Origin of the sequence: Nodosilinea sp. LEGE 06152 (assembly GCF_015207525.1) — a bacterium.
Lineage (GTDB): Bacteria > Cyanobacteriota > Cyanobacteriia > Phormidesmidales > Phormidesmidaceae > Nodosilinea.
On record NZ_JADEWR010000012.1, the window covers coordinates 152,232 to 173,157 of the forward strand.

Here is a 20,926-nt window from a genome sequence, read left to right on the forward strand (position 1 = left end):
GTCCAGTCCTATTGCCGCCCTCTAGAATCGCAATGATGTGCTCCGTTGCCCTGCCCCCGTCCCTGTGTAGGATGGTTAACAGGTCTTGTCTTTGTATACAGCGCTAAAGCAAGAGAGCTAAGCCAGGGCTTGGTGCACAGACTGATTTAGGGCTAAGACCGTTTTATTTACGCTAGTTAAGGGGTTTACGCATGACGGCTGCCAGTACGCAATCGATTCCGGCCTTTTGTGAGGGCATTCAACACTTTGGGGACTTGCCCCCCGAGTTTGCCGCCTATGGTCAAGCGGCGGCGATCGCGCCAGAGCAGACCGCCATTACCTCCCCCAGCGACCCCGCCGCTGTCTACCAAACCCTGCTGGCCGCCGATGCCCTGCGCTATCTCACCCTGCAGGTGACCGCCAGCAAAGAGTCGGGCCACCCCGGCGGGTTTGCCAGTATTGCCGATGCGATCGCCTCGCTCGTTATGCTGGGCCACAAAAACATCGTCACCGAAGTCGGTCACCACGCCCCCGGCTTCTACAGCAACGTGTTCCTAGACCGCTCCCTCGAAGCTATGGGCATTGAGACCGTGCAGCAGCTGTGCGATCGCTTTCGCGAGACCCACGGCCTGCTGGGCCACCTGTCGGGGCAAATCCCTGGCCTGCTGGCCCCCGCTGGTCCCCTGGGGCAGGGCCAGCACTTCGCCATGGCCGGGGCCAAGCTGCACCCCGGCGTGCTGTTTCCCGTCACCATTGGCGATGGCGGCCTGGGCGAACCCTACATCATGAGCAGCTTTGGCCACTTCAACACCGCCTACCCCAACGTCACCAACTTCCTGCCCATCCTGGTTTGGAATGGCTTCTCCCAGGAGCACCACAGCATGGTGTCGACCAAATCAAACCAGGCCATGATCGACTACTGGCGCGGCAACGGCTTCCAGGAGATTGTGCTGGTCGATGCCAAAGACTACGACGACAACCACCAGCCCGGCGACTACGTCGATAGCACCGCCTTTTCGTTTCCCCAGCGGTTTGCCTTCACCCAGGCGGTGCTAGAGGCCACCGACAAAGCCGCCAAGCTGGCCCTGGGCGGCACCCTCACCGTGCTCATCGTGAAGCAGCTCAAGGGCGCGGGGGTTCACAAGCGGGGGGCCCAGTCCCACAACCTCTACCCTGGCGACTCGCTGCAGCGCGACTACATTATCAGTGCCCTGACCAGCCGCGCCCTGCACCCCGACGCCTGGCACCTGGTGCGCACTAACTACGAGCGCTCTGCGGGTGGTCCTGGAGCCAAAACAGCGGTTACAGAATCAGTCTTACCCCTAGCCGACCTAGGCACCCTGCCCCTCAACGAGTTTCCGGTTGGGGGCGATAAGCAGGTCGCCACCACCGCTATGGGCGCTCTGGTGGGCTACGTGGGCCAAAAAGACGCCCAGTTTGTGGTGACCAACGCTGACGGCAATGCCGCCTCTGGCATCAACAACATCAACCAGGCGCTCAAAATTATTCACCCCACCGCTGACGACACCTACTTTCAGCAGCCCCACGGTCAAGTCTACGAGCCCCTCAGCGAAGACGCCTGCGCTGGTTTAGCGGCTGCCCAGGCTCTCTTCGGTGGCCGCACCCTGTGGTGCTCCTACGAATCGTTTGCCGTCAACGGTCTACCCATTTGGCAAACCGTCACTCAGGCGATGGCCGAACTGCGCCGCTCCACCCCATCGACCATCACCCTGTTTACCGCTGGTGCCCTCGAGCAAGGCCGCAACGGCTGGACCCACCAACGCCCCGAAATCGAAAACTACTTTGCCGGCATGATGCGCAACGGCAATGTGTATCCCCTGTTTCCCACCGACGCTAACAGCATTCAGGTCTGCTACGACTGGGCGCTGGGCACCCGCAACAAAGGGGTTACCATTACCGCCAGCAAGTCGCCCCTGCCGGTACGCACCACGTTTGAGCAAACTCGTCAGGCTCTGGCGGAGGGGGCCATTGAGCTTGCCACCTGGCCCGGTGACAAAACCGTGGTGTTTGCTGTCGTCGGTGATATGACCCTGCTGCCGGTGTTTGAAGCCGCTGAGCAGCTCGCCGCCAGCGGCATCGGCAGCCGCATTGTGTCGGTTGTTAACCCTCGTCAGCTCTACCGCCCTACCGATGTCGCCTGGGATTTCTGTGCCGAGCCCGACGATGCATTTCTGTCCGATGCCGGGTTTGCGCGCCTGTTTGGTGGTGACGCGCTAATTGGGGTAACGGGTGGTTCTAGTGCCGTGCTAGAACCCATCATGTTGCGCAGCACCACCCCCCGCGACACCTTTGCCTGGAAGCGGGGCGAAACCACCGCCAGTGCCGGGCAAATTATGGCACTCAACGGGCTAACGGCCGCCAATTTTGTCGCCAGGGCTAAGGTGCTGCTGTCCTAAGCCGCTGTCCTAAGCCAATCAGAAAGCGGGGAGGTGTACACCTCCCCGCTTTCTGATTGATGTATCTGAAGTAATGCCCCAAAGCAATGTCTGACCGCTGACAAAAAACTTCGGGTAAAACCTGGCCCTAAGGAGTTGCTTCAGCTTCCTGAGCGCGAATGTAGTTCAAAACCTCTGTGGAAGGAAACAGCCGCACCTGCTCTAGCTGGGCATCGAGGGCGGGGTCGCTGTTGCTGGTCATGGTGGCCAGCAGCCACTCCAGGGAGAGCACCTGAATTACGACATTGTCGGCGGCCTCAGCATTGGTCTCTTCATAGCGATCGAGCAGGGTCTGCAAATCGTTGCGGGAAAAGAACATGGGCAGCGAGGCTTCACCATCTTGATTGATGGTGAGATAGGGACCATCGGCACCCTGGCGGGCGATAAAGAGTGGCACCCCCTGAAAGTCAGATTGAAGCTGGGTTGCCGTCTCTAGCTCACCACCGATGGGCAGATACAGCAGGGGAACCTCTGCCTCATCGCTGAGTACGGTTTCCTGGTAGAGCGTGCCCAGGTCAACCAAAGCCACTTCGGCACTGGGGTCTTCTTCCTGAGCGCGGGCTAAAAATTCCTCCGCGGCTGCCCCGTCGATAAACACCACGGGCACTTTCACTTCTTGGTCATTGACCTCAGCGGCGGCCGTCAGGGGTTGGCCGTCAGAGTTCAAAATGATAAAGACCGGCACCTGCTCTAGCTTATCGACAATGGCCTCCTCACCTAGGGCAACGGCGGGCAGGGGCATCACCAGGCCACCCCCTAGTAGGCTGCCGCTAACCAGGGCGGTAATTAGGGGGAGAGGCCGCAAAAGAGAGGAAAATAGCTGCTGCATAGGAATTTTGTCGTAGTTAACGATAACGGGGGTCGGGCGAATGACCGTCAATATTACTGCTGAATTACTGACTATAGATACTACAGACTAAAGGCTGTTTGCATAGCGCTCTGTGCCAGTCGTGTTAACCGCCCAGCCAAAGCCCTTACATTTAAAATCGGGATGACAGGATTTGAACCTGCGACATCCTGCTCCCAAAGCAGGCGCGCTACCAAGCTGCGCTACATCCCGTAGTTCACGCCACCAGTATAGCCTGCTTTTTTGCCCAACCGTCACTGTCGGCTGCCCTTCTCCTTGTCTTTACCCTGTTTGTTACGATGGGCCTATGGCTATTTCCGCTTACCGCTTAGATCAACTGCCCGGCCTGAGTCCTACTCAGGCCCATAACATGGCACAGCTGGGCCTGACCAGCACCGACCAACTCCGTCGCTACGGAGCCTCTGCGGCGCGTCGCCAAAACCTGGCTCAAAAAATGCAGGTGCCGCTGCGCTACGTCACGAAATGGGTGATTTTAGCCGATTTAGCCCAGGTGCCAGGGGTGGGCTGCCAGTTCAATGGGCTGCTGCTGCATGCCGGTATTATGTCTGTGGCGCAGCTAGCAGAATGTACAGCTCAGGGCCTCTACACACGGCTGCGGCGACTGCATGTGGCTACCCTGCAGCGCAACGACCTTTGCCCTAGTGCTGACCAGGTCAACCTGTGGATTCAGCAGGCTAAGGCTATTGTGAGAGAGGCCTGAGTGCTGGGGCTAGTCTGGATACCAAAACATGCCTTTGATCCCTTCGGGATCGGGCATAAAGCCGAGCCCTTTGTAAAACTCGACGACCTGAGGGTCGGCAAACAGCGTTACATTGCTGATGTCTTCGCTGCGCAATTTTTTGATTAGCTGGCGCATGAGCTCTTTGCCCAGGCCGCGCCCCTGAAAATCAGGGTGCACTACGACATCCCAAATGGTGGCGTTGAAGGCGTGGTCGGAGGTGGCGCGGGAAAAGCCTACCAGACGACGGCGTGAGCCCCGCTGCTCCCACATGGTAACGACGAGATAGCTGTGCTGGATCGCTTTTTTGACCTTGCGGATAGGACGCCGGGCCCAGCCTACGGCATTGCACAGCTCTTCAAGCTCGTAAAGGTCGAGGTCGCGATCGGTGCTAAATACAATAGTTGACCCTTCCCCTTGCTCAGGTAGGGCCTCTAAGACGGTGCTCGCCGACCTTGTCTCCCCAGACGAAGTGTCGTCAGATCCGACAAAAAGACTTTTCCAAAAACCCATGCAGGCCCTTTCTGATAGTGAAATGGGACAGCGTTCGTTGGCACCAGCTTAAGCCTCTAAACAACGCCGCACAATAGCTATAGCTAAGGCTAAACTTAGGGCTGAACACCGTTTCTCATAGTATATCTCCATAAAAACCCGATGCCTCTGGCAAGATCGAGATTTATGCTGACTGGCCTGGGAAAGTGTACCTCTGCTCACGCTAAGGCGCGATCGCCCCAAGGGCTGATGGGGTAGGGGTAGGCCCTAGAAACCCCTGAGGGCAAAGCCAGGACTGCCAGCAACCGAGCGTTTTCTCTGTCGACAACGGCTGCTAAAAGCGTTAGGACGGGGGTATGTTATTGCTTGGCTAGGGTTTCCTGATGCGGCAGATGCTAACGTTACCTCCATGGAGTTCCGTCCTTCCGACCATGGCCGCTGGCTTAAACCCCTCTACGGTTGAGCTATTAAAGCGCTTCAACCGCGCCTTTCCGCAATTTTACGAGCAGTTTGTCAGCAGTGAGATTCAGCTGCAAAATCTGCGTTTGGCCTATCAGCTCTACAAGCAGCGCAAGGCTGTTCTCGATATCAAGCCTGAGGGCAGCAAGAGTGCGCTGCACTTTGTGTACCGCAACCAGTCATTTTTGCTCAGCGATATCTTTGGCGTGCTGGCCGCCTACGGCCTGACGATTCACAACCTCAGTCTCTACGGCCAAATTTACCCGCCCATGCTGGTGTTTATCAAGCTGGTGGTGTCGCGGGGGGGGCAGGCGCTAACTCCTAAAACGACTGAAAATGTCTGTCGGGCAATTCAGGAAACCCTGGCGGGGCATTTTGAAGTCGAAGAGATGCTAACTGTAGAATTTAACCTGGATGCGGGCCTGGAGCGGGTAGAAACCGAGTTTTACGTAGATCCGGTCTTCCATTTGCCAGCCCTGCTGATTGAGGCCGATAACCAACCGGGCCTTTTTTACAAGGTTATGTACGCCATTTGGCAGGAAGACTTGCTGGTGGTTAACGCCAACCTGCTGGTGTGGCGGGGGCGTACCCGCCTGATTCTGTATCTGCTTGGCCCCAACGAGAGTCTAATTCCTGACTACTTAGGCCAGAAAATTGCTGAGGGCATGCGCTACCGCCTTATGAGCTAGGGTACGATGGTTAAAGACCGGCCTAAGAGGCCCATGGCTACCACCACAGTCTTTGGCGTACCCCACTATTATCAACTCACTGCGGCCAGGGAAGCCCCACCCCTGGTCTTCATTCATGGCTGGTTGCTGAGCCATCGATACTGGCAACCCGTCATTGATCGGCTAGCGCCTGCCCACACCTGTTTGGCCTACGACCTGCGCGGGTTTGGCGAGTCACGCTACGGGCTCGACCAGTACAGGCCTGGGGTACCCGCCGAGGCCGCCGCTTTGGGAGCTTCGACATCGCCCTACGGGCTGGGGGCCTATGCTCGCGATTTGGCAGCGCTGCTGGAGCAGCTCAATCTTGGGCCGGTGTGGCTGGTGGGCCATTCGCTGGGGGGCAGCATTGCCCTCTGGATGGCCTACTGCTATCCGCAGCAGGTGCAGGGGGTGGTCTGCCTCAATGCTGGCGGCGGTATTTACCTGGAGCGCGAGTTTCAGCAGTTTCGCCAGGCGGGGCAGTACATTGTCGGCTGGCGGCGTTCCTGGTTGCGCTACACGCTGCTGCCGCTGCTGCTGACCCGGATGATGGTGCATCGGCCTTTGGACTACGGCTGGGGCCGCGATCGCTGCCTTGATATGCTGCAGGCTGATGCCGCTGCGGCTCTGGGTACCCTGCTAGAGTCAACCACCGAGGCCGAGGTTCACCTACTACCCAGGCTTGTCGCGGCTCTGCAGTCGCCAGTGTATTTTGTGGCTGGTCGTCAAGACCAGGTGATGAATTTGCGCTACGTGCAGCACCTGGCAGGCTATCTGCCGGTCAGGCCGGGACACAGCCCAGTGATTGAAATCGAGGATTGTGGCCACCTGGCGATGGTAGAACAGCCTCAGGTCGTGGCCAAGGTGCTGCAAGATCTGCTGCACGCCGCTTCGGTACTGTCCCTGGCCTAAGCTCTAACCCCAGCCGGAACCCGATCGCGTTTTCCAAGCTTGCAATGCCTGAGCTGAAGGGGTAGCTCAGCCTGTAATGCTGTGGAGCAAGAGGACCGTTGGGCTGCGATTGAGCCTACCTGGAGCGAGCCACTAACACCTAGGAATACTCTAAAACTTAACCACAAAACAAAAGAGATGCCGACGACTGGCCGTGTTTCGTCTCGGCATCTCTTCTGGTTCGCTCCTCACACAATTGAATTATATGATCAGGGGAAGGAAATGTCACCCCTAAAAACCACTTTGAATGAACAGTATTTCTTATGAGAGACGGGTTCCGATTGGGGCTAGGGCTACACTGGTCTGAACATAGCGCGTGGCTAAGGCCTTCGCATCCGCTTTGGCAATTATCGAAGCCAATTATTATTAGGTTTAAGGATCCAAAAATGTCTTTGGCTCCTTAGAAGCGCTCCGAGAAAATACGGGATCTCTGTATTAGTATTGGATGGTTTACGTAGCCTTCACGATGACAAAAGTCTGAAGACCTAGTAAGCAGGTTTTCTTGAGTCGCTGGGGGTGTCTAATTTGAGGCTGAACCTCCAGCCTCAAGGATGAGTCGATTACGGCTGCAGGTTCGTCTTTGACTGGACGAGGGGTATGTCTACCTGGTCTGCACGGCTGATTTGGTTTATGATGCTGCGATTCTGTGCGATCGCGCCTTCCCCCTAGCGTTTACCCCATGGTCATGGTCTGTACCGTCTAACCCAGCTATTGCTATGCAATCATCCCAACGCCCCGATCATGCCCGACCGTTCTTGACCTGGCAACGCATAACCGACTGGGCCCATGCCCACTACCGCGCCAGAACCTTTAATAAGGACGAGCGGATTCCCACTCGGTCTGGGCTGTTATACCTGGTAGAACGCGGTGCTGTGCGCCTGGTCGGTACTGCCCAGGGGGCCGCTCCCGATTTGGCCAGTCCCGATCTCGACGATGCTGCCGATGAGGAGGGGGCTACTTCCCTGGCTCTGGGGTTGAGCGAAGAAGCCTTTTTGGGATTTGTAGGGGCAGGGCAGCCCTTCGAGATTGTGGCTCAGTCGCCCTTCCTGCTGCAAAGCTTTGCCCACGTCGATCAAACTACGGTGCTCTGGCTCTACTGGAGTGATCTCGACAACTGGCCTCACTTTCGGCGCGAGGTGCTCGATGCCTTTCGCTACCAGCACCAGCGCAAGTTGCTGTGGCTCAGCACCCTAGGCCAGCGCCGCACCATCGATCGCCTGCTGGGGTTTTTAACCCTATTAATTGAAGAATTTGGCGAGCCTTGCGAGTCGGGCTACTACCTGCCCTGGTCGCTCACCCACGCTCAGATTGGCAGCGCCATCGGGTCTACTCGGGTCACCGTAACGCGCCTGATGGGCAAACTCCGCCAGCGCAAACTCATTCATATCTACAAAGATGGGCTGATCGCCATTCCCAGCGATCAAAGCGTGGCCCGTGAGGCTTTGGGCTAGGGGTTGGGGTATAACGGCTCTGGAGGCAGAGAAGTAGACTTTGCCCCGTTCTTTTCGGCCCCATTCTTGTCAGCGCCAATGGGTTTAAAGTTAAGGGGCAGGTTGGTAAACTGCGGCAAAATTTCGGCGGTGAAGGCGGCGGCGGCTTTAGAGCGGTAGCGGTTGGGGTTAAAAATGACCGAGAGGGTGCGGTTGACCACCACCGAATCAATTTTAGCCCGGTGCAGTACACCCATCTGCAGCTCTTTTTCGATCGCAGAGTTAGACACAAAGGCTACCCCCAGCCCCGACTGCACCGCCGTTTTGATCGCCTCAATGGAGTTCAGCTCCATCTCAATTTTGAGGCGACGGGTTTCGATACCGCAGCGGGTGAGCACCTGGTCAATCACTTTGCGAATGGTCGACTGTGAGTCTAAGGCAATGAAATGAAGCTTGTAGAGGTCTTCGCGCTGAATCACGGCCTGGCTGGCCAGCGGATGAAACATTGGCATAATCAGTGCGAGTTCATCCTCGGCGTAGGGCACTCTCTCTAAAGAGTCCTGTAGTTCGGGAGGAAGCTCACCACCAATAATGGCCAGGTCAACCTGACCATTGGCTACGCTCCAGGCCGTGCGCCGAGTGGAGTGTACATGTAGCTGCACCGCTACGTCAGCGTACTTTTGCCGAAATAGGCCAATCATGCGGGGCAGAAGGTAGGTGCCCGTGGTCTGACTAGCGCCAATAATTAGGGTGCCACCCTGCAGGTTTTGGAGGTCTTCGATGGCCCGGCAGGTCTCCTGGCACAAGCTGAGAATGCGATCGCCGTAGCTCAGCAGCAAATGCCCCGCTTCGGTGAGCTGCGCCCGTCGCCCGCCCCGGTCAAACAGCGGTACATCCAGCTGGCGCTCCAGGTTTTGCACCTGCAGGCTAACCGCTGGCTGAGAGACATACAAACTGTCTGCCGCTCGTTTGAAACTGCCCTCCGCTGCAATGGCCTTGAGAATGCGCAGTTGGTCGAGGGTAAAAGGAAGGTCAGACATGGGCATTAACCCTAACGTACGATAATCCTGGGATGCCAACAAACCATGATAGTAATGCAGGCCAGCCCCTGGCTGTCATCGCAACTGATGTCGCCGTAACAACCCTAGATAGACTCATGGCCTCAAGCCTAGTGTCGAATTAAGTCTGCCATCCCTAGATTACTTGGTTCAGGACATTCGACAACAAAAATTAGAGCGAGACCCAAAGGATTTATGAAACGTCAGGTGATCCAGAATGTCCTAAACTTACCCGGCATCTCTGGGATGGCGCTCATTGATGGGCGTAATCGCCCCTTCTTTTTTGGGCCAGACATCAGCCTCAACTCCCACCAGCAAGATGCTCTCGCCCAGGGTATTCAGCAGGTGGTCGACACGACTCCCGCCAATTTCGATACTTTTTCGTTTCGGTTTGCCAATCAGCTCACCCATATCTACAAGCTTGATCAGGGGCTGATTCTGCTGGTGCTGGTCACCGACCAAATGCCCCTTACCGACTACCGCACCGCTATTGGTCAGCTCAAGGCCACCCTGATCGAAGCTCCCCACAACGCCGTGCCTACCTTTCGGCTGCTGGCCGGCTGCGTTACCCTGGGCAGTGGCAGTGCTGCCCCCGCCGCGTCCCCCGCTGGAGGGGCTCAGCCTGAGGCAGCAGCCTCCAAACAGGGTACCCTAGCTCCAGGCTATCAGGAGGTGATAGCGGCCCTCAATCACCTCAGCGATGGTGCTACCCAGTACTTGGGCAAAACCATCGTCATCAACACCTGGAAGCAGTCTCGCCCGGCTCATCCTTGGCTAGAGCAGTTTGACGTTCAGCGCGATGGTCACTTTACCGCTGCCACTGCTGTAACAGAGAGCCAAATACCGCTGACAGCGGAACAGCGCCAGTGGGTTAAAGACTGGGTTGCGGCCTTTATGGGGCGCGGTGGCAGAACCATCCGCAACTTCCAGGCCCTGGCGAGCAGTCGGCTGACTCCCCAAGAACAGGCCCTTTTGCTCGTTCCGTCTCCCCAGGACTGCCAGACCTAGGGTGAATCAGTGGTTCCAAGATCGTTCCACCGCAGTCTGCTCCAGGCGTTTTGTCTATTCCCTTACCCCCGTTCTACCCCATGGCTAAAACCGTTCGCTTAGAGCCCATTGCCCAAGAAACGTCGGTTGAGACTAACGGCAACCTGCTGTCGGTCTTGCTTAACAAAGATCTAGATGTTTTGAAAGAGTGCGGTGGTCGGGGCATGTGCGCTACCTGTCACATCTATGTGCAGTCGGGTATGGAGGCGTTGACCCCAATCAATCGTCGCGAGCAGCGGACGTTGGAAGTGATTACCTCCTGCAAGCCCAACTCGCGGCTGGCCTGCCAGGCTCGGGTGGTCTCCAATGGGGTGGTGGTAGAACTGCCGCCGGGTATGTACGTTAACTCGCTGCAAGACATTGAGGCACTGATTGGTCGCCGGGCTGAGCAAGACCTGCTGCACCCAATTACAGGCGAGGTGCTGGTTGAGCAGGGCAAGCTGATTACGCGATCGGTGATTAGTCAGCTCGAGAAAACGGCTAGCTTTAAAGTGGGTGAGTTCTTTAGCCAGAGCAAAGATCTATAGGCCATGAGTAGATGGCCGAACCCCCTAGAACATCTGTTATGGTAGGGCAATGCCGTAGTTGAGTTTTATACCAACCCCCTATGGACTCTGCCCTTCCCCTGAGTGCTCGCCACGAGCAGGTGCTACAGGCAACGATTCGTCACTACATTGCCACAGCAGAGCCGGTAGGGTCGCGGGCCTTAGCCCAGGAGTACGACCTGAAGGTGAGCCCAGCGACGGTGCGCAACACCATGGGCCTGCTGGAAAAATATGGCCTCCTTTACCAGCCTCACACGTCGGCGGGGCGGGTGCCTTCAGATTTTGGCTATCGGCTTTACGTCGATCGGTTGATGTCGCCCTCGACGCGGGTGGGGCGGCGGGTGGATGCAGCCCTGTCGGAGGAGCTGGACTGGGTGGGGCGCAGCCTGGAGTCGTTGCTGCGATCGGCTACCCAAATTTTGGCTCAAATCAGCGGCTATTTGGCTCTGATTACGGTGCCCCAGTCTAGCAGCGCGATTATTCGCCACATACAGCTCGTGGCGGTAGATGGGGAGCAGGTGCTCATGGTGGTGCTGCTCGACTCGCTGGCGACCCAGTCGGTGGTGGTGCAGCTACCGGCGGTGCTGGGGGGCTCAGCTCAGGCGTCGGAGGAACTGGGCCGCCGCCATTTAGAGATTTTGTCAAATTTTTTGACTCACCATCTGCGGGGACGGCCTCTAGCTGATGTAGCGACTCTAAACTGGGGCGATCTCGATGCCGAATTCCAGCATTACGGAGCGCTACTCTGTCAGGCGCTGGGCGATCTGGGGCAGCGATCGCGGGCTCCAGAGACACCTCAGCTCGTGATTAGCGGCCTGTCGGAAGTGCTGCGCCAGCCCGAGTTTTCCGACGCCCAGCGGATTCAGTCGATTGTGCGGCTGCTGGAAGAGGACCAGTCGCAGCTGTGGCCCCTATTTTTTGATACCCCACCGGTGGCCAGCCAAAGGCTGAACGGTGTGGATGTGAAGGTTTGGATTGGGGCTGAAAATCCGCTAGAGCCGATGCAGGGCTGTGCGCTAGTGGTGTCGAATTACACCCGCTGCGACGCCTCTGTGGGCAGTGTAGGGGTCTTGGGGCCAACCCGCATGGTCTACGAAAACGCTGTTGCCGTGGTCAAGGCGGCAGCCGATTACCTATCGGCTGCCCTCAGCGCCTAAGGGGTATCCCCAATATGGCTCCAGTTGGGTAGGGAATGCCGTGATTATCACTGAACTGCTGGCAATCTTATCGATCGCAGCGGCAACGGGGCTACGACTGGCGCTGCCCCTGCTGCTGATTGGGTTGATGTCTGGCCCGCAGCTCTGGTCCAACGTGCCGCTGCTGTCGCGCCTGCCTCCGGCCCTGGTGCTGGGGGTGCTGGCTACCTGGTCTATGGCTGAGCTAATGCTGTCGAAGGATCGCTATAGTCAGCGATTTTTTCAGATTCTGGAGCTGTTTCTGAGTCCTGGGGTGGGTGCTCTGGCCGGTCTGGCTGTCGCCCGCACCTTTGGCCTAGACGGCTGGATTAACCCGCTGATCGGCTTGATTAGCGCTCTGCTGGCCCTGGTCATTCAGCTGTTGCAGGTGGGCTGGTTTTATCGCCCCCGCCGCCCGCCGCTGTGGCTTTTCTTTATAGTCGATGGGCTTTGTATTGCGCTGGCGGTGCTGGCTTTTGATGCTCCTAACCAGGGCGGCATCATTGCGCTGCTGCTGCTGTGGCTCGTGATTCGGACGTCATACTTGTGGCAGCACTGGCCGCGACGCTCAAAGCCGAAGCCGTAAGTCTGTTAGACATAACGGCCTGAGGTATAACGGGCTGAGATGCAAAGCCTAGAGAATGCCCACGAAATGCAGGGGGCCATGACCGCTGACTAGCTCTAGCAGCAGGGCGAGGAAGCCTACCATGGCCAGACGACCGTTCCACACTTCGGCGACGGGGGTTAGGCCCCAGGCTGATCGATCCTGAGGATAGATCTTGATCTTTTTATCAGGGTGCACCACATCAGAGAAGAGCTGACGGGGAGCGGCCAGGGCTTCGGTGACCATATCGGCCATATCGGTAATAAAGCGGGGGTGGGTGTTGAGGGCCGGTACCCGGTGGAAGCCTGGAATCCCGGCTTCGTGAGCAATCTCCCGGTACTCCATGTCAATTTCTTGTAGGGTCTCAATGTGCTCAGAGACAAAGCTGATCGGCACTACGACCAGGTCTTTAACGCCCTGCTGGGCTAGCTGCTCGATCGCATCTTCGGTGTAGGGCTGTAGCCATTCCACTGGCCCAACCCTGCTTTGATAGGCCAGAGTGTGGGGGTTAGGGCGATCGAGCGCCTGCATGATCAGCTCGGTGCAGTGCTCAATTTCGCGCTGGTAAGGGTCGCCTACCTCTTCGACGTAGCTCACGGGGACGCCGTGGGCGCTAAAGAAAATGTGGGCTTGGTCGGGGTTTTCGAGTTGGTTCAATTCCTGAGTGATTAGGTCGGCCATGGCGGCGGTGTAGCCGGGGCGATCGTACCAGGAGGGTACGGCGGTGTAGACAATGCGCTGCAGGGCCGGATCTTCAAGCCAGAGCCGCTCTAGCAGGCGGAAGCTGGAGCCACTGGTGCTAATCGAAAACTGAGGATAGAGGGGCAGCACCACCAGCTGTTCGATGCCGTCGCGCTTGATCTGGGCAACGGCCTCTTCGGTGAAGGGGTACCAGTAGCGCATACCGATGTAGATATTGGCCTCGGTACCCTTTTCGGCGAGCACCTGTTTGAGAGCTTCGGCCTGTTCTTCAGTAATGCGGCGCAGGGGGGAGCCACCCCCAATCTGCTGATAATTTTCTTGAGACTGCTTGGCGCGCGAGCTAGAAATTAACCAGGCCAGGGGGCGCTGTAACCACGGGAAGGGTAGGCGAATAATTTCTGGATCGGAAAATAGGTTAAACAAAAAGGGACGAACATCGTCGAGTTGTTCTGGCCCCCCTAGATTTAGCAATAAGACCCCGACACGACCCATAGCACTGTTGTGGTTCTAAAGTAGGTACTCATATCTGACAATATTCTACAAGCTGGATGAACGGTTTCCGACCCCGATGGCTGTCTCTGCCTCTCTCGATCGCGCGATCGCAGCGCTAAATACCCGTTTCAAGGCGGCTCGTCTGGGGCTGCAGGTGGAGTGCCGGGGCGATCGCCTCAGCCTGAGGGGCACCCTACCGCCCCGCCCCGACAGCACCAAGACCCGCCCCCACCAGCAGCGCATTCCCCTCAAGCTGCCCGCCACCGCTGCCGGGCTGAAGCAGATTGAACGCGAGGCCAAAGTTATTGCCGCCCAGCTGATCGAACGGCGGTTTAGCTGGGCTGATTACCTGTCTCAGGCCGAGGCCCTCCAGCCCGAAGGTGTGCCCCTGGTCGAGCGGGTGGCCCAGTTTGAGGCCGATGTGCTGGCCCAGGCCGGCCCCGGTGCTGCCGCCCTGGCCTCGCGCAAAACCACCTGGGAAAAGGCCTATGCCCCCTACCTCAAAAAACTACTGGTCCAGGTCGAGCAGCAGCCTCGACAGGCCTTAGACGCCGCGATCGTTGCTACTCTCGAAGCACTACCGCCCCACTCGCGCAGCCGCCAAGTCGCCTGTACGGCCTTAAAAGCCTTTGCCGACTTTCAAGGGGTGGCGCTGCCTGAGGATATTGATAAGCTGGGCGGCCAGTACGGCAGCAGCAAGGCCCAGCGACGGCTGCTGCCCTCCGACGAGGTGATTGTTGAGTGGTGCGATCGCATTCCTAACCCGGCCTGGCGCTACGTGTATGGCGTAATGGCCACCTACGGCCTGCGCAACCACGAAGTGTTTTTCTGCGACTACCAGGCACTGCACCGGGGCGACCTTGAGGGCCGTATTACCGTGCTCGAAACCACCAAAACGGGCCTCCACGATGTCTGGCCCTTTTACCCCGAATGGGTCGATCGCTTTGGGCTGCGCCAGGGCCAGCTGCCGCCCATCAATACCGACCTGACCACCACAACGCTCCAGCGGGTGGGCCAGCAGGTGGCGATTCAGTTTAAGCGCTACGGGGTGCCTTTTTCGCCCTACGACCTGCGCCACGCCTGGGCAGTACGCACTATTCATTTTGGTCTGCCCGATACAGTCGCGGCCCGCATGATGGGCCACTCGGTGGCGATTCACAACCGCACCTACCACCGCTGGATTACCCACCGTGACCAACGCCAGGCGGTGCAGACAGCTCTACAGAATCACCCCTGGCAGGCCCCCACCTAGCATTTCTGGCTACAAATGCAAGCCGCTTTGGGTGGAGAAGATTGAATCTTAACGATATGCTAAGAAACATCACAAGGTGGTTTGCCCCTGGAACCCGGCCCAGGGAGGCAGGCGGTTTGGTTCTGCCCAAAAATTTGAGCCACTCTAAACCCCCGACGCCATCTACACCATAGGGATGTGCCTCATCATGAAAATTTTGCTTGTTGAGGATGACCTGGCCACCCGAGATCTGCTGGTGTTTCACTTGACGGCGGCCCGCTACACCGTCGAACAGGCGGCCGATGGCATTACCGCCCAGGAACTAGCGGCGCTGTGGAACTACGACCTAATTTTGCTCGATGTCAAAATTCCCCGTTTAGACGGCATTGGTCTATGTCGCCAACTGCGGCAGCAGGGGGTAACGACGCCCATTTTGATGCTCACGGCGCAGGCCGGGGATGAGGACATTGTTACCGGGTTAGATGCTGGTGCTGATGACTACGTGACCAAGCCCTTTGAGGTGTCGCAGGTGCTGGCGCGCATTCGCGCTCTGCTGCGGCGGGGGGCACGGGCAGTGATGATTCCATCGCTGGTGTGGGGGCAGCTGTGCCTTGACCCTACCCTGGCCCAGGTGACCTACGACGGTCAGGTGGTACCCCTCACCCCCAAAGAGTACAGTCTGCTAGAGCTGTTTTTGCGCCATCCCCAGCGGGTGTTTAGCCGTAGCACCATTCTCGACCACCTGTGGACCATTGACGACTCGCCCACCGAGGGGGCGGTGACCAATTTGGTAAAAGACCTGCGCAACCGCCTCAAGCGCAGCGGCGTGGTTGAGAACGTAATTCAGACGGTGTATGGCCTAGGCTATCGCCTGCGCGACTTACCCCCTACGCTGGTGGCGGCAGCCCCACCGGCCGGAGACAACAACGCCAGGGGGCTGAACGGGGCCAATGCATCTGACGGAGCCTCTGCGTCTGCTCAGCTGGAACAGGCGCAGGGGACATCGGTGGCGGTAGCGGCCCGGAGGGCTGCGGAACCCCAGGCGTTAGAGGCGATCGCGGCTCGGTTTCAGGCCTCGCTGCAGGCGCGGCTGGCGCTGGTGGAAGCGGCGGTGCGATCGCTGCAGGCCGGCAACTTACCCCCCCAGCAGCGGGTTATTGCTCAAGACGAGGCCCACCGCCTGGCCGGTGGGCTAGGCACCTTTGGCTACGAGGATGGCTCGACCCATGCTCGCCAGATTGAGCACCTGTTGAGCGATCGCAATCCGCTCCCGCAGCAGATTGACCAGCTCTCGCGATCGCTGCTGGCCCTGAAGCAAACCCTGGCCCTGCCTCCTAAGCCCCCCGAGCGATCGTCTGATCTAGCAGCAAATGGCACAGCTAATAGTCCCCCAGCGGCTCGCCGTCGGGGGGTAGCGCTGTCGGTGGAGCCCGAGCTGCTCAACCGGCTGCAGGCCGATGCCGCCGATTGGGGCTGGTACCTCGATCGCGCCACTAGCCTGGCCGAACTCATGCAGGTGTTGGCCCAGGGCGAGGCCGAGGCGGTGGTTATCTCCCTCGACCAGGGGGCGACCCTGGCCGAAAAGCTGGCTCCCCTGCGGGAGGTGAAGCATCGCTACCCCCGGCTGCCGGTGCTGGTGTTAACCTGCCACGAAAGCCTGGAGGAGCGCGTTCAGGTGGCACGACTACAGGGCGATCGCTACCTAGTGGCCCCAGCCTCCCCGCGTCAGGTGTTCGACAGTCTCGATCAGCTCCTGCCCGATGTCCAAACCCCCGAATCGCGGGTGATGGTTGTCGACAACGATTCGGTAACCTGCGCGGTCATCACCGAACTCCTTACTCCCTGGGGGTTGCAGGTCACCGAGCTAGACGACCCCAGCCAGTTTTGGGAAGTGCTGCGGCAAACCCAGCCCGACCTGCTGCTGCTGGCCTTAGACATGCCCACCTTTAGCGGCAACGACCTGTGCCAGGTGGTGCGCCAAGACTCGCGCTTTGGCAACCTGCCGATTTTGATGGTGGCAGCCCATCCCGATACGGTTAGCGTGCATCAGGTATTTGAGGCGGGGGGCGATGACCTAATCGGTAAACCGATTGTGGGGCCAGAGCTGGTAACGCGGGTGCTGAGCCGAATTGAGCGATCGCGCCTGCGCCAGCAGATTGAGCAAATGCGTCACCGCCAGGCCCTCTACTGGGATCAGCAAAACACCACCGATCCCCTCACACAGGTGGCCAACAGTCCCCATTTCGACGCCTTTTTGCAGCAGCAGTGGGATCGCCACTGCCAGGACCAGGCCCCTATTTCACTTATTTTGTGCAGTCCCGACCACCTGCGCACCTACTATCAAATCTACGGTCAGCAGGCTGGAGATGTCGCGCTGCGGCGCATTGCCCGCACGCTGTATCGCACTGTCAACCCCAATATTGATCTAGTAGCCCGCTGTGGCGACGAGGAGTTTGCGGTGGTGCTGCCCAACACCAACCTGGATGGGGCGCTGCGGGTCGTTTCGCGCATGCAGCAGGCGGTGAGCGACCTTAAAATTCCCTGCCCTGCCGCCACCGCCCAGCACGTTAGCCTCAGCCTGGGCATTGGCGGCACCACCCCCACCGCTGCCCTGTCGAGCGACCACCTGCTCAAAACCGCCGATCAGGCTTTGCAAGATGCCAAGCTGCGGGGCGGCAACACGTTCTGCCTGTATCCCATGTGTTAAACAGGGCTCATCTCGTCTCATCTAACTAATCTGAGCTGATGCTGTCGCTACGGCGTTGAACTGAACTGGACTCGACATGAAGTTCTCCCTGCGGAATTTGCTGATTGTTCCCTTCCTGCTGCAGATCGTTGGCGTCACTGGGGTGGTGGGCTACCTGTCGTACCGCAGCGGTCAGCGGGCGGTGCAGACAATGGCCAGCCAGCTCATGGCTGAAACCAGCCAGCGGGTTGAAGAAAGCCTCTCGGGCTACCTCAAAACCCCTCAGCTCATTACAACGGTGAATGCCCATCTGGTGCAGCAAGGACAGTTTGACAGCACCAACTTAGCAGCTCTAGAAAGTCACTTTGTTCAACAACTCCAGCTATTCGCTGGGCTTGAGGGTCTGGCCATCGCCAACCAGGCCGGCGCTTTTCTGAATGTTGCCCGCCTAGACAATGGGGACTTGATCCTGCGCCGCCGCAACATCACCATCAGCGATGGAGCCCTCTACCGCTATCGCATTGAGCGCGACGGGCGAAGTCTAACAGCTCTAGACCCACCCAGGTTTAACTACGACCCCCAGCGCGATCCCCCTGGCGATCCCTGGTATAGCGCTGCTCAACAGGCTCCCGCCGGGCTATGGCGTCTGGTGGTGTCTCTCAGTCGGGGGGCTGAACAGCCGCAGCTGGTGATGGTGCGGTTTATGCCAGTTTTTGATAGCGCGGGGCAGACGGTGGCAGTGGTTAGCACTGGCGTGTCGCTGACAGAACTCGGCAATTTTATGCACAACAGAGCGTCTGGGTTGAGGGGGCAGCTGTTTTTGGTGGAACCCAATGGAGACCTGGTCGCCACCTCTACTGGCGAGGTGCCCTTCAACGTGCGGGCTAAGGCCGAGCACGCTCAAAACGTCGCTGTGCAGCCCCGCCGCCTGTCCGTTACCCAGAGCACCAACAGTTTGACCCGCGCCGTCGCCCAAAACCTGGTGGAGCGGCACCAGGCCCTACACCAGATTCAAACTCCCGCTTTTTCAGAACTGCGGCTGGATGGCCAACGATATTTTGTCAAAGCAACTCCCCTGGGTGGGGAACTGAACTGGATTTTGGTGACCGTCATTCCCACCTCAGAGTTTATGGTCGATATCTATGCCAACATCGCCCGTACGGGGCTGCTGTGCGCCCTGGCCCTGATGGGGTCGATTGGGCTTGGTCTATGGACAGCGGAGTACATTACCCAGCCGATCTTGTCGCTGCAGCGGGCTACCCAGGCGTTTACCAACGGCATGGCGATAGTGCCCCCCACCCAGCCCAGTCGCATTCAGGAGGTAGAGGCGCTGCGCCAGGGGTTCGACCACATGGTGGGGCGGCTGGTGGGGTCGTTTCAAAACCTCAAAGATCGTGAAAACACCCTGGCCACCTTTCTCAACGGTGTGCCTGTAGCGCTCAGCGTCCACGACCAGACGGGGCAAATGCTGTTTCTCAACGCTAAGGGTAAAGAACTTTTGGTCAACGGCATTACCCTGGCCAACGCTGAGCAGCTGGCTGAAACCTATCGCCTCTATCGGGCCGGCAGCGAAGATCTCTATCCCACAGCCGAATTGCCGGTGGTGCGAGGGCTGCGCGGAGAAACCGTCGATATTGACGACATTGAGGTCGATACTGGCGAGCGGCGAATTCCGTTAGAGGTGCACACGATTCCGGTGTTCAATAGCCAGGGGCAGGTGATCTATTCCATCAACACCTTTCAAGACATTACCGAACGACAACAGGCAGAGCAGCTGCGGGCTAACTACCAGCGCGAGCTAGAGCAGCAGGTGGCTGAGCAAACCGCCTCGCTGTACGCCAGTGAAATTACCAAGCAGGCGCTGATCAATGCCATTCCTGACCTGCTGATGCGGCTGGGGCGCGACGGCCTGCCGCGCGAAATCTACAACCTGGAAGCCGTGCACTGGATTGGCGACACCACTCAGCTCTACAGAGCCACTATGTATGAAAACCTGCCGGAGCCGATCGCTCGAGAGCGTAAGCACTGTGTAGAACAGGCTTTGGCTACCGGCACGATTCAGCGCCAGGAGTACGAGTTTCTGAATCAGGGCCAGGTCTTCTGCGAAGAAGCGCGAATCATTCCGGTGACGGAGGATGAGGTGCTAGTGGTGGTGCGCGATATTAGCGATCGCCACCAGATTGACCGGCTCAAGGATGAATTTATCTCTATTGTCAGCCACGAGCTGCGGACGCCCCTGACGGCTATTCGCGGTGCTCTGGGTATTTTGGAGACGGGGGTACTGCACAATCGGCCCGAGAAGGCCCAGCAGATGCTGCATATGGCCCTCAACAACACCGAACGGCTAATTCGATTGGTCAACGACATTCTCGACCTGGAGCGACTCACCTCGGGCCGCATAGACCTCAAGCTAGAGCCCTACCCCATGGCCGACCTGATGACTTTGGCGGTAAATGGGGTAGAGGCGATCGCCCTAGAGGCCCGCGTAGAGCTTCAGGTAATGCCCATAGACGACACCGTGATGGCGGCCCCAGATGCCGTTGTGCAGACGCTCACCAACCTGCTAAGCAACGCGATTAAATTCTCTGAGCCGGGGAGTAAAATTTGGCTGATGGCAGAGGCTGTGGCCCATCCAGGCCCCAAAAACGAGGAAACCATGCCCGAACCCCGATCGCAGGTCTGGCCTAACTCCTGGCTGCGCGTAGCTGTGCAAGATCAGGGCCGGGGTATCCCAGCCGATCGGCTGGAGAGTATCTTTGAGCGCTTTCAGCAGGTGGATGTGTCAGACTCKCGCCAGCGGGGCGGSACGGGGCTGGGGCTGGCGATCTGCAGGCAGATTGTAGAGCAGCACGGCGGAAAAATTTGGGCGGAGAGCCAGCTCGGTCAGGGGAGCACCTTTTACTTCACGCTGCCGCTGAAGGGGTTATGAGCAAGCGTATTTTAGTCATTGACGACGAGCTGGATATTCGGGAAGTGGTTTGCCTGTCGCTCGAGGAGTTCGGCGGCTGGCAAACCGACAGTGCAGGATCGGGTTTAGCTGGTGTGGAAAAGGCGATCGCCTTTTCCTGGGACGCCATTTTGCTAGATGTGTCGATGCCGGATATAGACGGCTTTGCCGTGTACAACGAGCTTCAGGCCAGACCCAAGACCCAAGCCATACCGGTCATTTTGCTGACCGCCAAAGTCTTGCCCAGCGATCGCGAGCGGTTTGCGACCCTGGGTGTAGCCGGGGTAATTGCCAAACCCTTTAACCCCGTTACAGTGTGGCAGCAGGTGGCCCAGATTTTAGGCTGGGCCACCTGAGCAAATAAGAATAGACTGCTGAG

The 20,926-nt window shown here is 58.3% G+C and carries 17 protein-coding genes and 1 tRNA gene; 13 read left to right on the top strand and 5 right to left on the bottom strand.

Translation table 11 applies throughout. From position 1 onward, the window contains the following. Positions 1-191 precede the first annotated feature (191 nt). A complete protein-coding gene (locus IQ265_RS17490; protein WP_194055906.1) occupies positions 192-2,396 on the top strand; it encodes a phosphoketolase in 2,205 nt (734 codons plus the stop codon). Positions 2,397-2,523: 127 nt separating this feature from the next. Here IQ265_RS17490 and IQ265_RS17495 read toward each other — a convergent pair whose 3' ends face one another. Beyond that, positions 2,524-3,315, bottom strand: a complete 792-nt coding sequence (locus tag IQ265_RS17495) for a Tic22 family protein (RefSeq protein WP_194055908.1) — start codon at positions 3,313-3,315, stop codon at positions 2,524-2,526. A 106-nt stretch (positions 3,316-3,421) separates the two neighbouring features. Beyond that, positions 3,422-3,495: transfer RNA gene (locus IQ265_RS17500), tRNA-Pro, on the bottom strand. Between the two features lie 94 nt (positions 3,496-3,589). Between IQ265_RS17500 and IQ265_RS17505 the strand changes: the two genes are divergently transcribed. Next, complete coding sequence (locus IQ265_RS17505) at positions 3,590-4,003, top strand: DUF4332 domain-containing protein (protein ID WP_194055910.1); 414 nt, start codon at positions 3,590-3,592, stop codon at positions 4,001-4,003. Between the two features lie 9 nt (positions 4,004-4,012). Here the strand turns inward: IQ265_RS17505 and IQ265_RS17510 are convergent, their stop codons facing one another. Then, entirely contained in the window at positions 4,013-4,534 is a 522-nt protein-coding gene (locus tag IQ265_RS17510) for a GNAT family N-acetyltransferase (protein ID WP_194055912.1), read from the bottom strand. Between the two features lie 410 nt (positions 4,535-4,944). Between IQ265_RS17510 and IQ265_RS17515 the strand changes: the two genes are divergently transcribed. From IQ265_RS17515 to IQ265_RS17525, 3 genes are all read left to right on the top strand, one after another. Then, positions 4,945-5,661 (top strand): hypothetical protein, encoded by a 717-nt coding sequence (locus IQ265_RS17515; protein WP_194055914.1) that lies wholly within the window; start codon positions 4,945-4,947, stop codon positions 5,659-5,661. A 33-nt stretch (positions 5,662-5,694) separates the two neighbouring features. Next, the gene (locus tag IQ265_RS17520) at positions 5,695-6,591 is read left to right on the top strand and encodes an alpha/beta hydrolase (RefSeq protein WP_194055916.1); all 897 of its coding nucleotides are present in this window, start codon (positions 5,695-5,697) and stop codon (positions 6,589-6,591) included. A 755-nt stretch (positions 6,592-7,346) separates the two neighbouring features. Beyond that, entirely contained in the window at positions 7,347-8,081 is a 735-nt protein-coding gene (locus tag IQ265_RS17525; RefSeq protein WP_194055919.1) for a Crp/Fnr family transcriptional regulator, read from the top strand. Here IQ265_RS17525 and IQ265_RS17530 read toward each other — a convergent pair. After that, positions 8,078-9,100: a LysR family transcriptional regulator gene (locus IQ265_RS17530; protein WP_194055921.1), complete on the bottom strand. Its 1,023-nt coding sequence runs from the start codon at positions 9,098-9,100 to the stop codon at positions 8,078-8,080. The two genes, IQ265_RS17525 and IQ265_RS17530, sit on opposite strands and share 4 nt — an antisense overlap. A 264-nt stretch (positions 9,101-9,364) precedes the next feature. Here IQ265_RS17530 and IQ265_RS17535 point away from each other — a divergent pair, with 264 nt between their 5' ends. From IQ265_RS17535 to IQ265_RS17550, 4 genes are all read left to right on the top strand, one after another. After that, complete coding sequence (locus tag IQ265_RS17535; RefSeq protein ID WP_194055923.1) at positions 9,365-10,126, top strand: hypothetical protein; 762 nt, start codon at positions 9,365-9,367, stop codon at positions 10,124-10,126. 80 nt (positions 10,127-10,206) lie between these two features. Continuing rightward, entirely contained in the window at positions 10,207-10,692 is a 486-nt protein-coding gene (locus IQ265_RS17540) for a 2Fe-2S iron-sulfur cluster-binding protein (RefSeq protein WP_194055925.1), read from the top strand. Positions 10,693-10,772: 80 nt separating this feature from the next. After that, on the top strand, positions 10,773-11,867 hold the full coding sequence (hrcA, locus tag IQ265_RS17545; protein ID WP_194055927.1) for a heat-inducible transcriptional repressor HrcA: 1,095 nt from the start codon (positions 10,773-10,775) through the stop codon (positions 11,865-11,867). Positions 11,868-11,907: 40 nt separating this feature from the next. Further along, positions 11,908-12,471 (top strand): DUF4126 domain-containing protein, encoded by a 564-nt coding sequence (locus IQ265_RS17550; protein ID WP_194055930.1) that lies wholly within the window; start codon positions 11,908-11,910, stop codon positions 12,469-12,471. Positions 12,472-12,519: 48 nt separating this feature from the next. Here IQ265_RS17550 and hemH read toward each other — a convergent pair whose 3' ends face one another. Beyond that, positions 12,520-13,683, bottom strand: a complete 1,164-nt coding sequence (gene hemH / locus IQ265_RS17555) for a ferrochelatase (RefSeq protein WP_194055932.1) — start codon at positions 13,681-13,683, stop codon at positions 12,520-12,522. A 76-nt stretch (positions 13,684-13,759) separates the two neighbouring features. Between hemH and IQ265_RS17560 the strand changes: the two genes are divergently transcribed. From IQ265_RS17560 to IQ265_RS17575, 4 genes are all read left to right on the top strand, one after another. Further along, positions 13,760-14,935: a site-specific integrase gene (locus tag IQ265_RS17560; RefSeq protein ID WP_194055934.1), complete on the top strand. Its 1,176-nt coding sequence runs from the start codon at positions 13,760-13,762 to the stop codon at positions 14,933-14,935. 187 nt (positions 14,936-15,122) lie between these two features. After that, entirely contained in the window at positions 15,123-17,621 is a 2,499-nt protein-coding gene (locus IQ265_RS17565) for a response regulator (protein ID WP_194055936.1), read from the top strand. A 76-nt stretch (positions 17,622-17,697) separates the two neighbouring features. Then, positions 17,698-20,529: an ATP-binding protein gene (locus IQ265_RS17570; protein ID WP_194055938.1), complete on the top strand. Its 2,832-nt coding sequence runs from the start codon at positions 17,698-17,700 to the stop codon at positions 20,527-20,529. Next, positions 20,526-20,903 (top strand): response regulator, encoded by a 378-nt coding sequence (locus tag IQ265_RS17575; protein ID WP_194055940.1) that lies wholly within the window; start codon positions 20,526-20,528, stop codon positions 20,901-20,903. Before IQ265_RS17570 ends, IQ265_RS17575 begins: the two co-directional genes overlap by 4 nt. Positions 20,904-20,926: the final 23 nt, after the last annotated feature.

What these genes read in the sequence shown, in the direction of transcription:
- IQ265_RS17490 (WP_194055906.1), top strand. Translation starts at nt 192, where the DNA reads ATGACGGCTGCCAGTACGCAATCGATTCCGGCCTTTTGTGAGGGCATT.
- IQ265_RS17505 (WP_194055910.1), top strand. Translation starts at nt 3,590, where the DNA reads ATGGCTATTTCCGCTTACCGCTTAGATCAACTGCCCGGCCTGAGTCCT.
- IQ265_RS17510 (WP_194055912.1), bottom strand. Translation starts at nt 4,534, where the DNA reads ATGGGTTTTTGGAAAAGTCTTTTTGTCGGATCTGACGACACTTCGTCT.
- IQ265_RS17515 (WP_194055914.1), top strand. Translation starts at nt 4,945, where the DNA reads ATGGCCGCTGGCTTAAACCCCTCTACGGTTGAGCTATTAAAGCGCTTC.
- IQ265_RS17520 (WP_194055916.1), top strand. Translation starts at nt 5,695, where the DNA reads ATGGCTACCACCACAGTCTTTGGCGTACCCCACTATTATCAACTCACT.
- IQ265_RS17525 (WP_194055919.1), top strand. Translation starts at nt 7,347, where the DNA reads ATGCAATCATCCCAACGCCCCGATCATGCCCGACCGTTCTTGACCTGG.
- IQ265_RS17530 (WP_194055921.1), bottom strand. Translation starts at nt 9,100, where the DNA reads ATGTCTGACCTTCCTTTTACCCTCGACCAACTGCGCATTCTCAAGGCC.
- IQ265_RS17535 (WP_194055923.1), top strand. Translation starts at nt 9,365, where the DNA reads ATGGCGCTCATTGATGGGCGTAATCGCCCCTTCTTTTTTGGGCCAGAC.
- IQ265_RS17540 (WP_194055925.1), top strand. Translation starts at nt 10,207, where the DNA reads ATGGCTAAAACCGTTCGCTTAGAGCCCATTGCCCAAGAAACGTCGGTT.
- hrcA (WP_194055927.1), top strand. Translation starts at nt 10,773, where the DNA reads ATGGACTCTGCCCTTCCCCTGAGTGCTCGCCACGAGCAGGTGCTACAG.
- hemH (WP_194055932.1), bottom strand. Translation starts at nt 13,683, where the DNA reads ATGGGTCGTGTCGGGGTCTTATTGCTAAATCTAGGGGGGCCAGAACAA.
- IQ265_RS17560 (WP_194055934.1), top strand. Translation starts at nt 13,760, where the DNA reads ATGGCTGTCTCTGCCTCTCTCGATCGCGCGATCGCAGCGCTAAATACC.
- IQ265_RS17565 (WP_194055936.1), top strand. Translation starts at nt 15,123, where the DNA reads ATGAAAATTTTGCTTGTTGAGGATGACCTGGCCACCCGAGATCTGCTG.
- IQ265_RS17575 (WP_194055940.1), top strand. Translation starts at nt 20,526, where the DNA reads ATGAGCAAGCGTATTTTAGTCATTGACGACGAGCTGGATATTCGGGAA.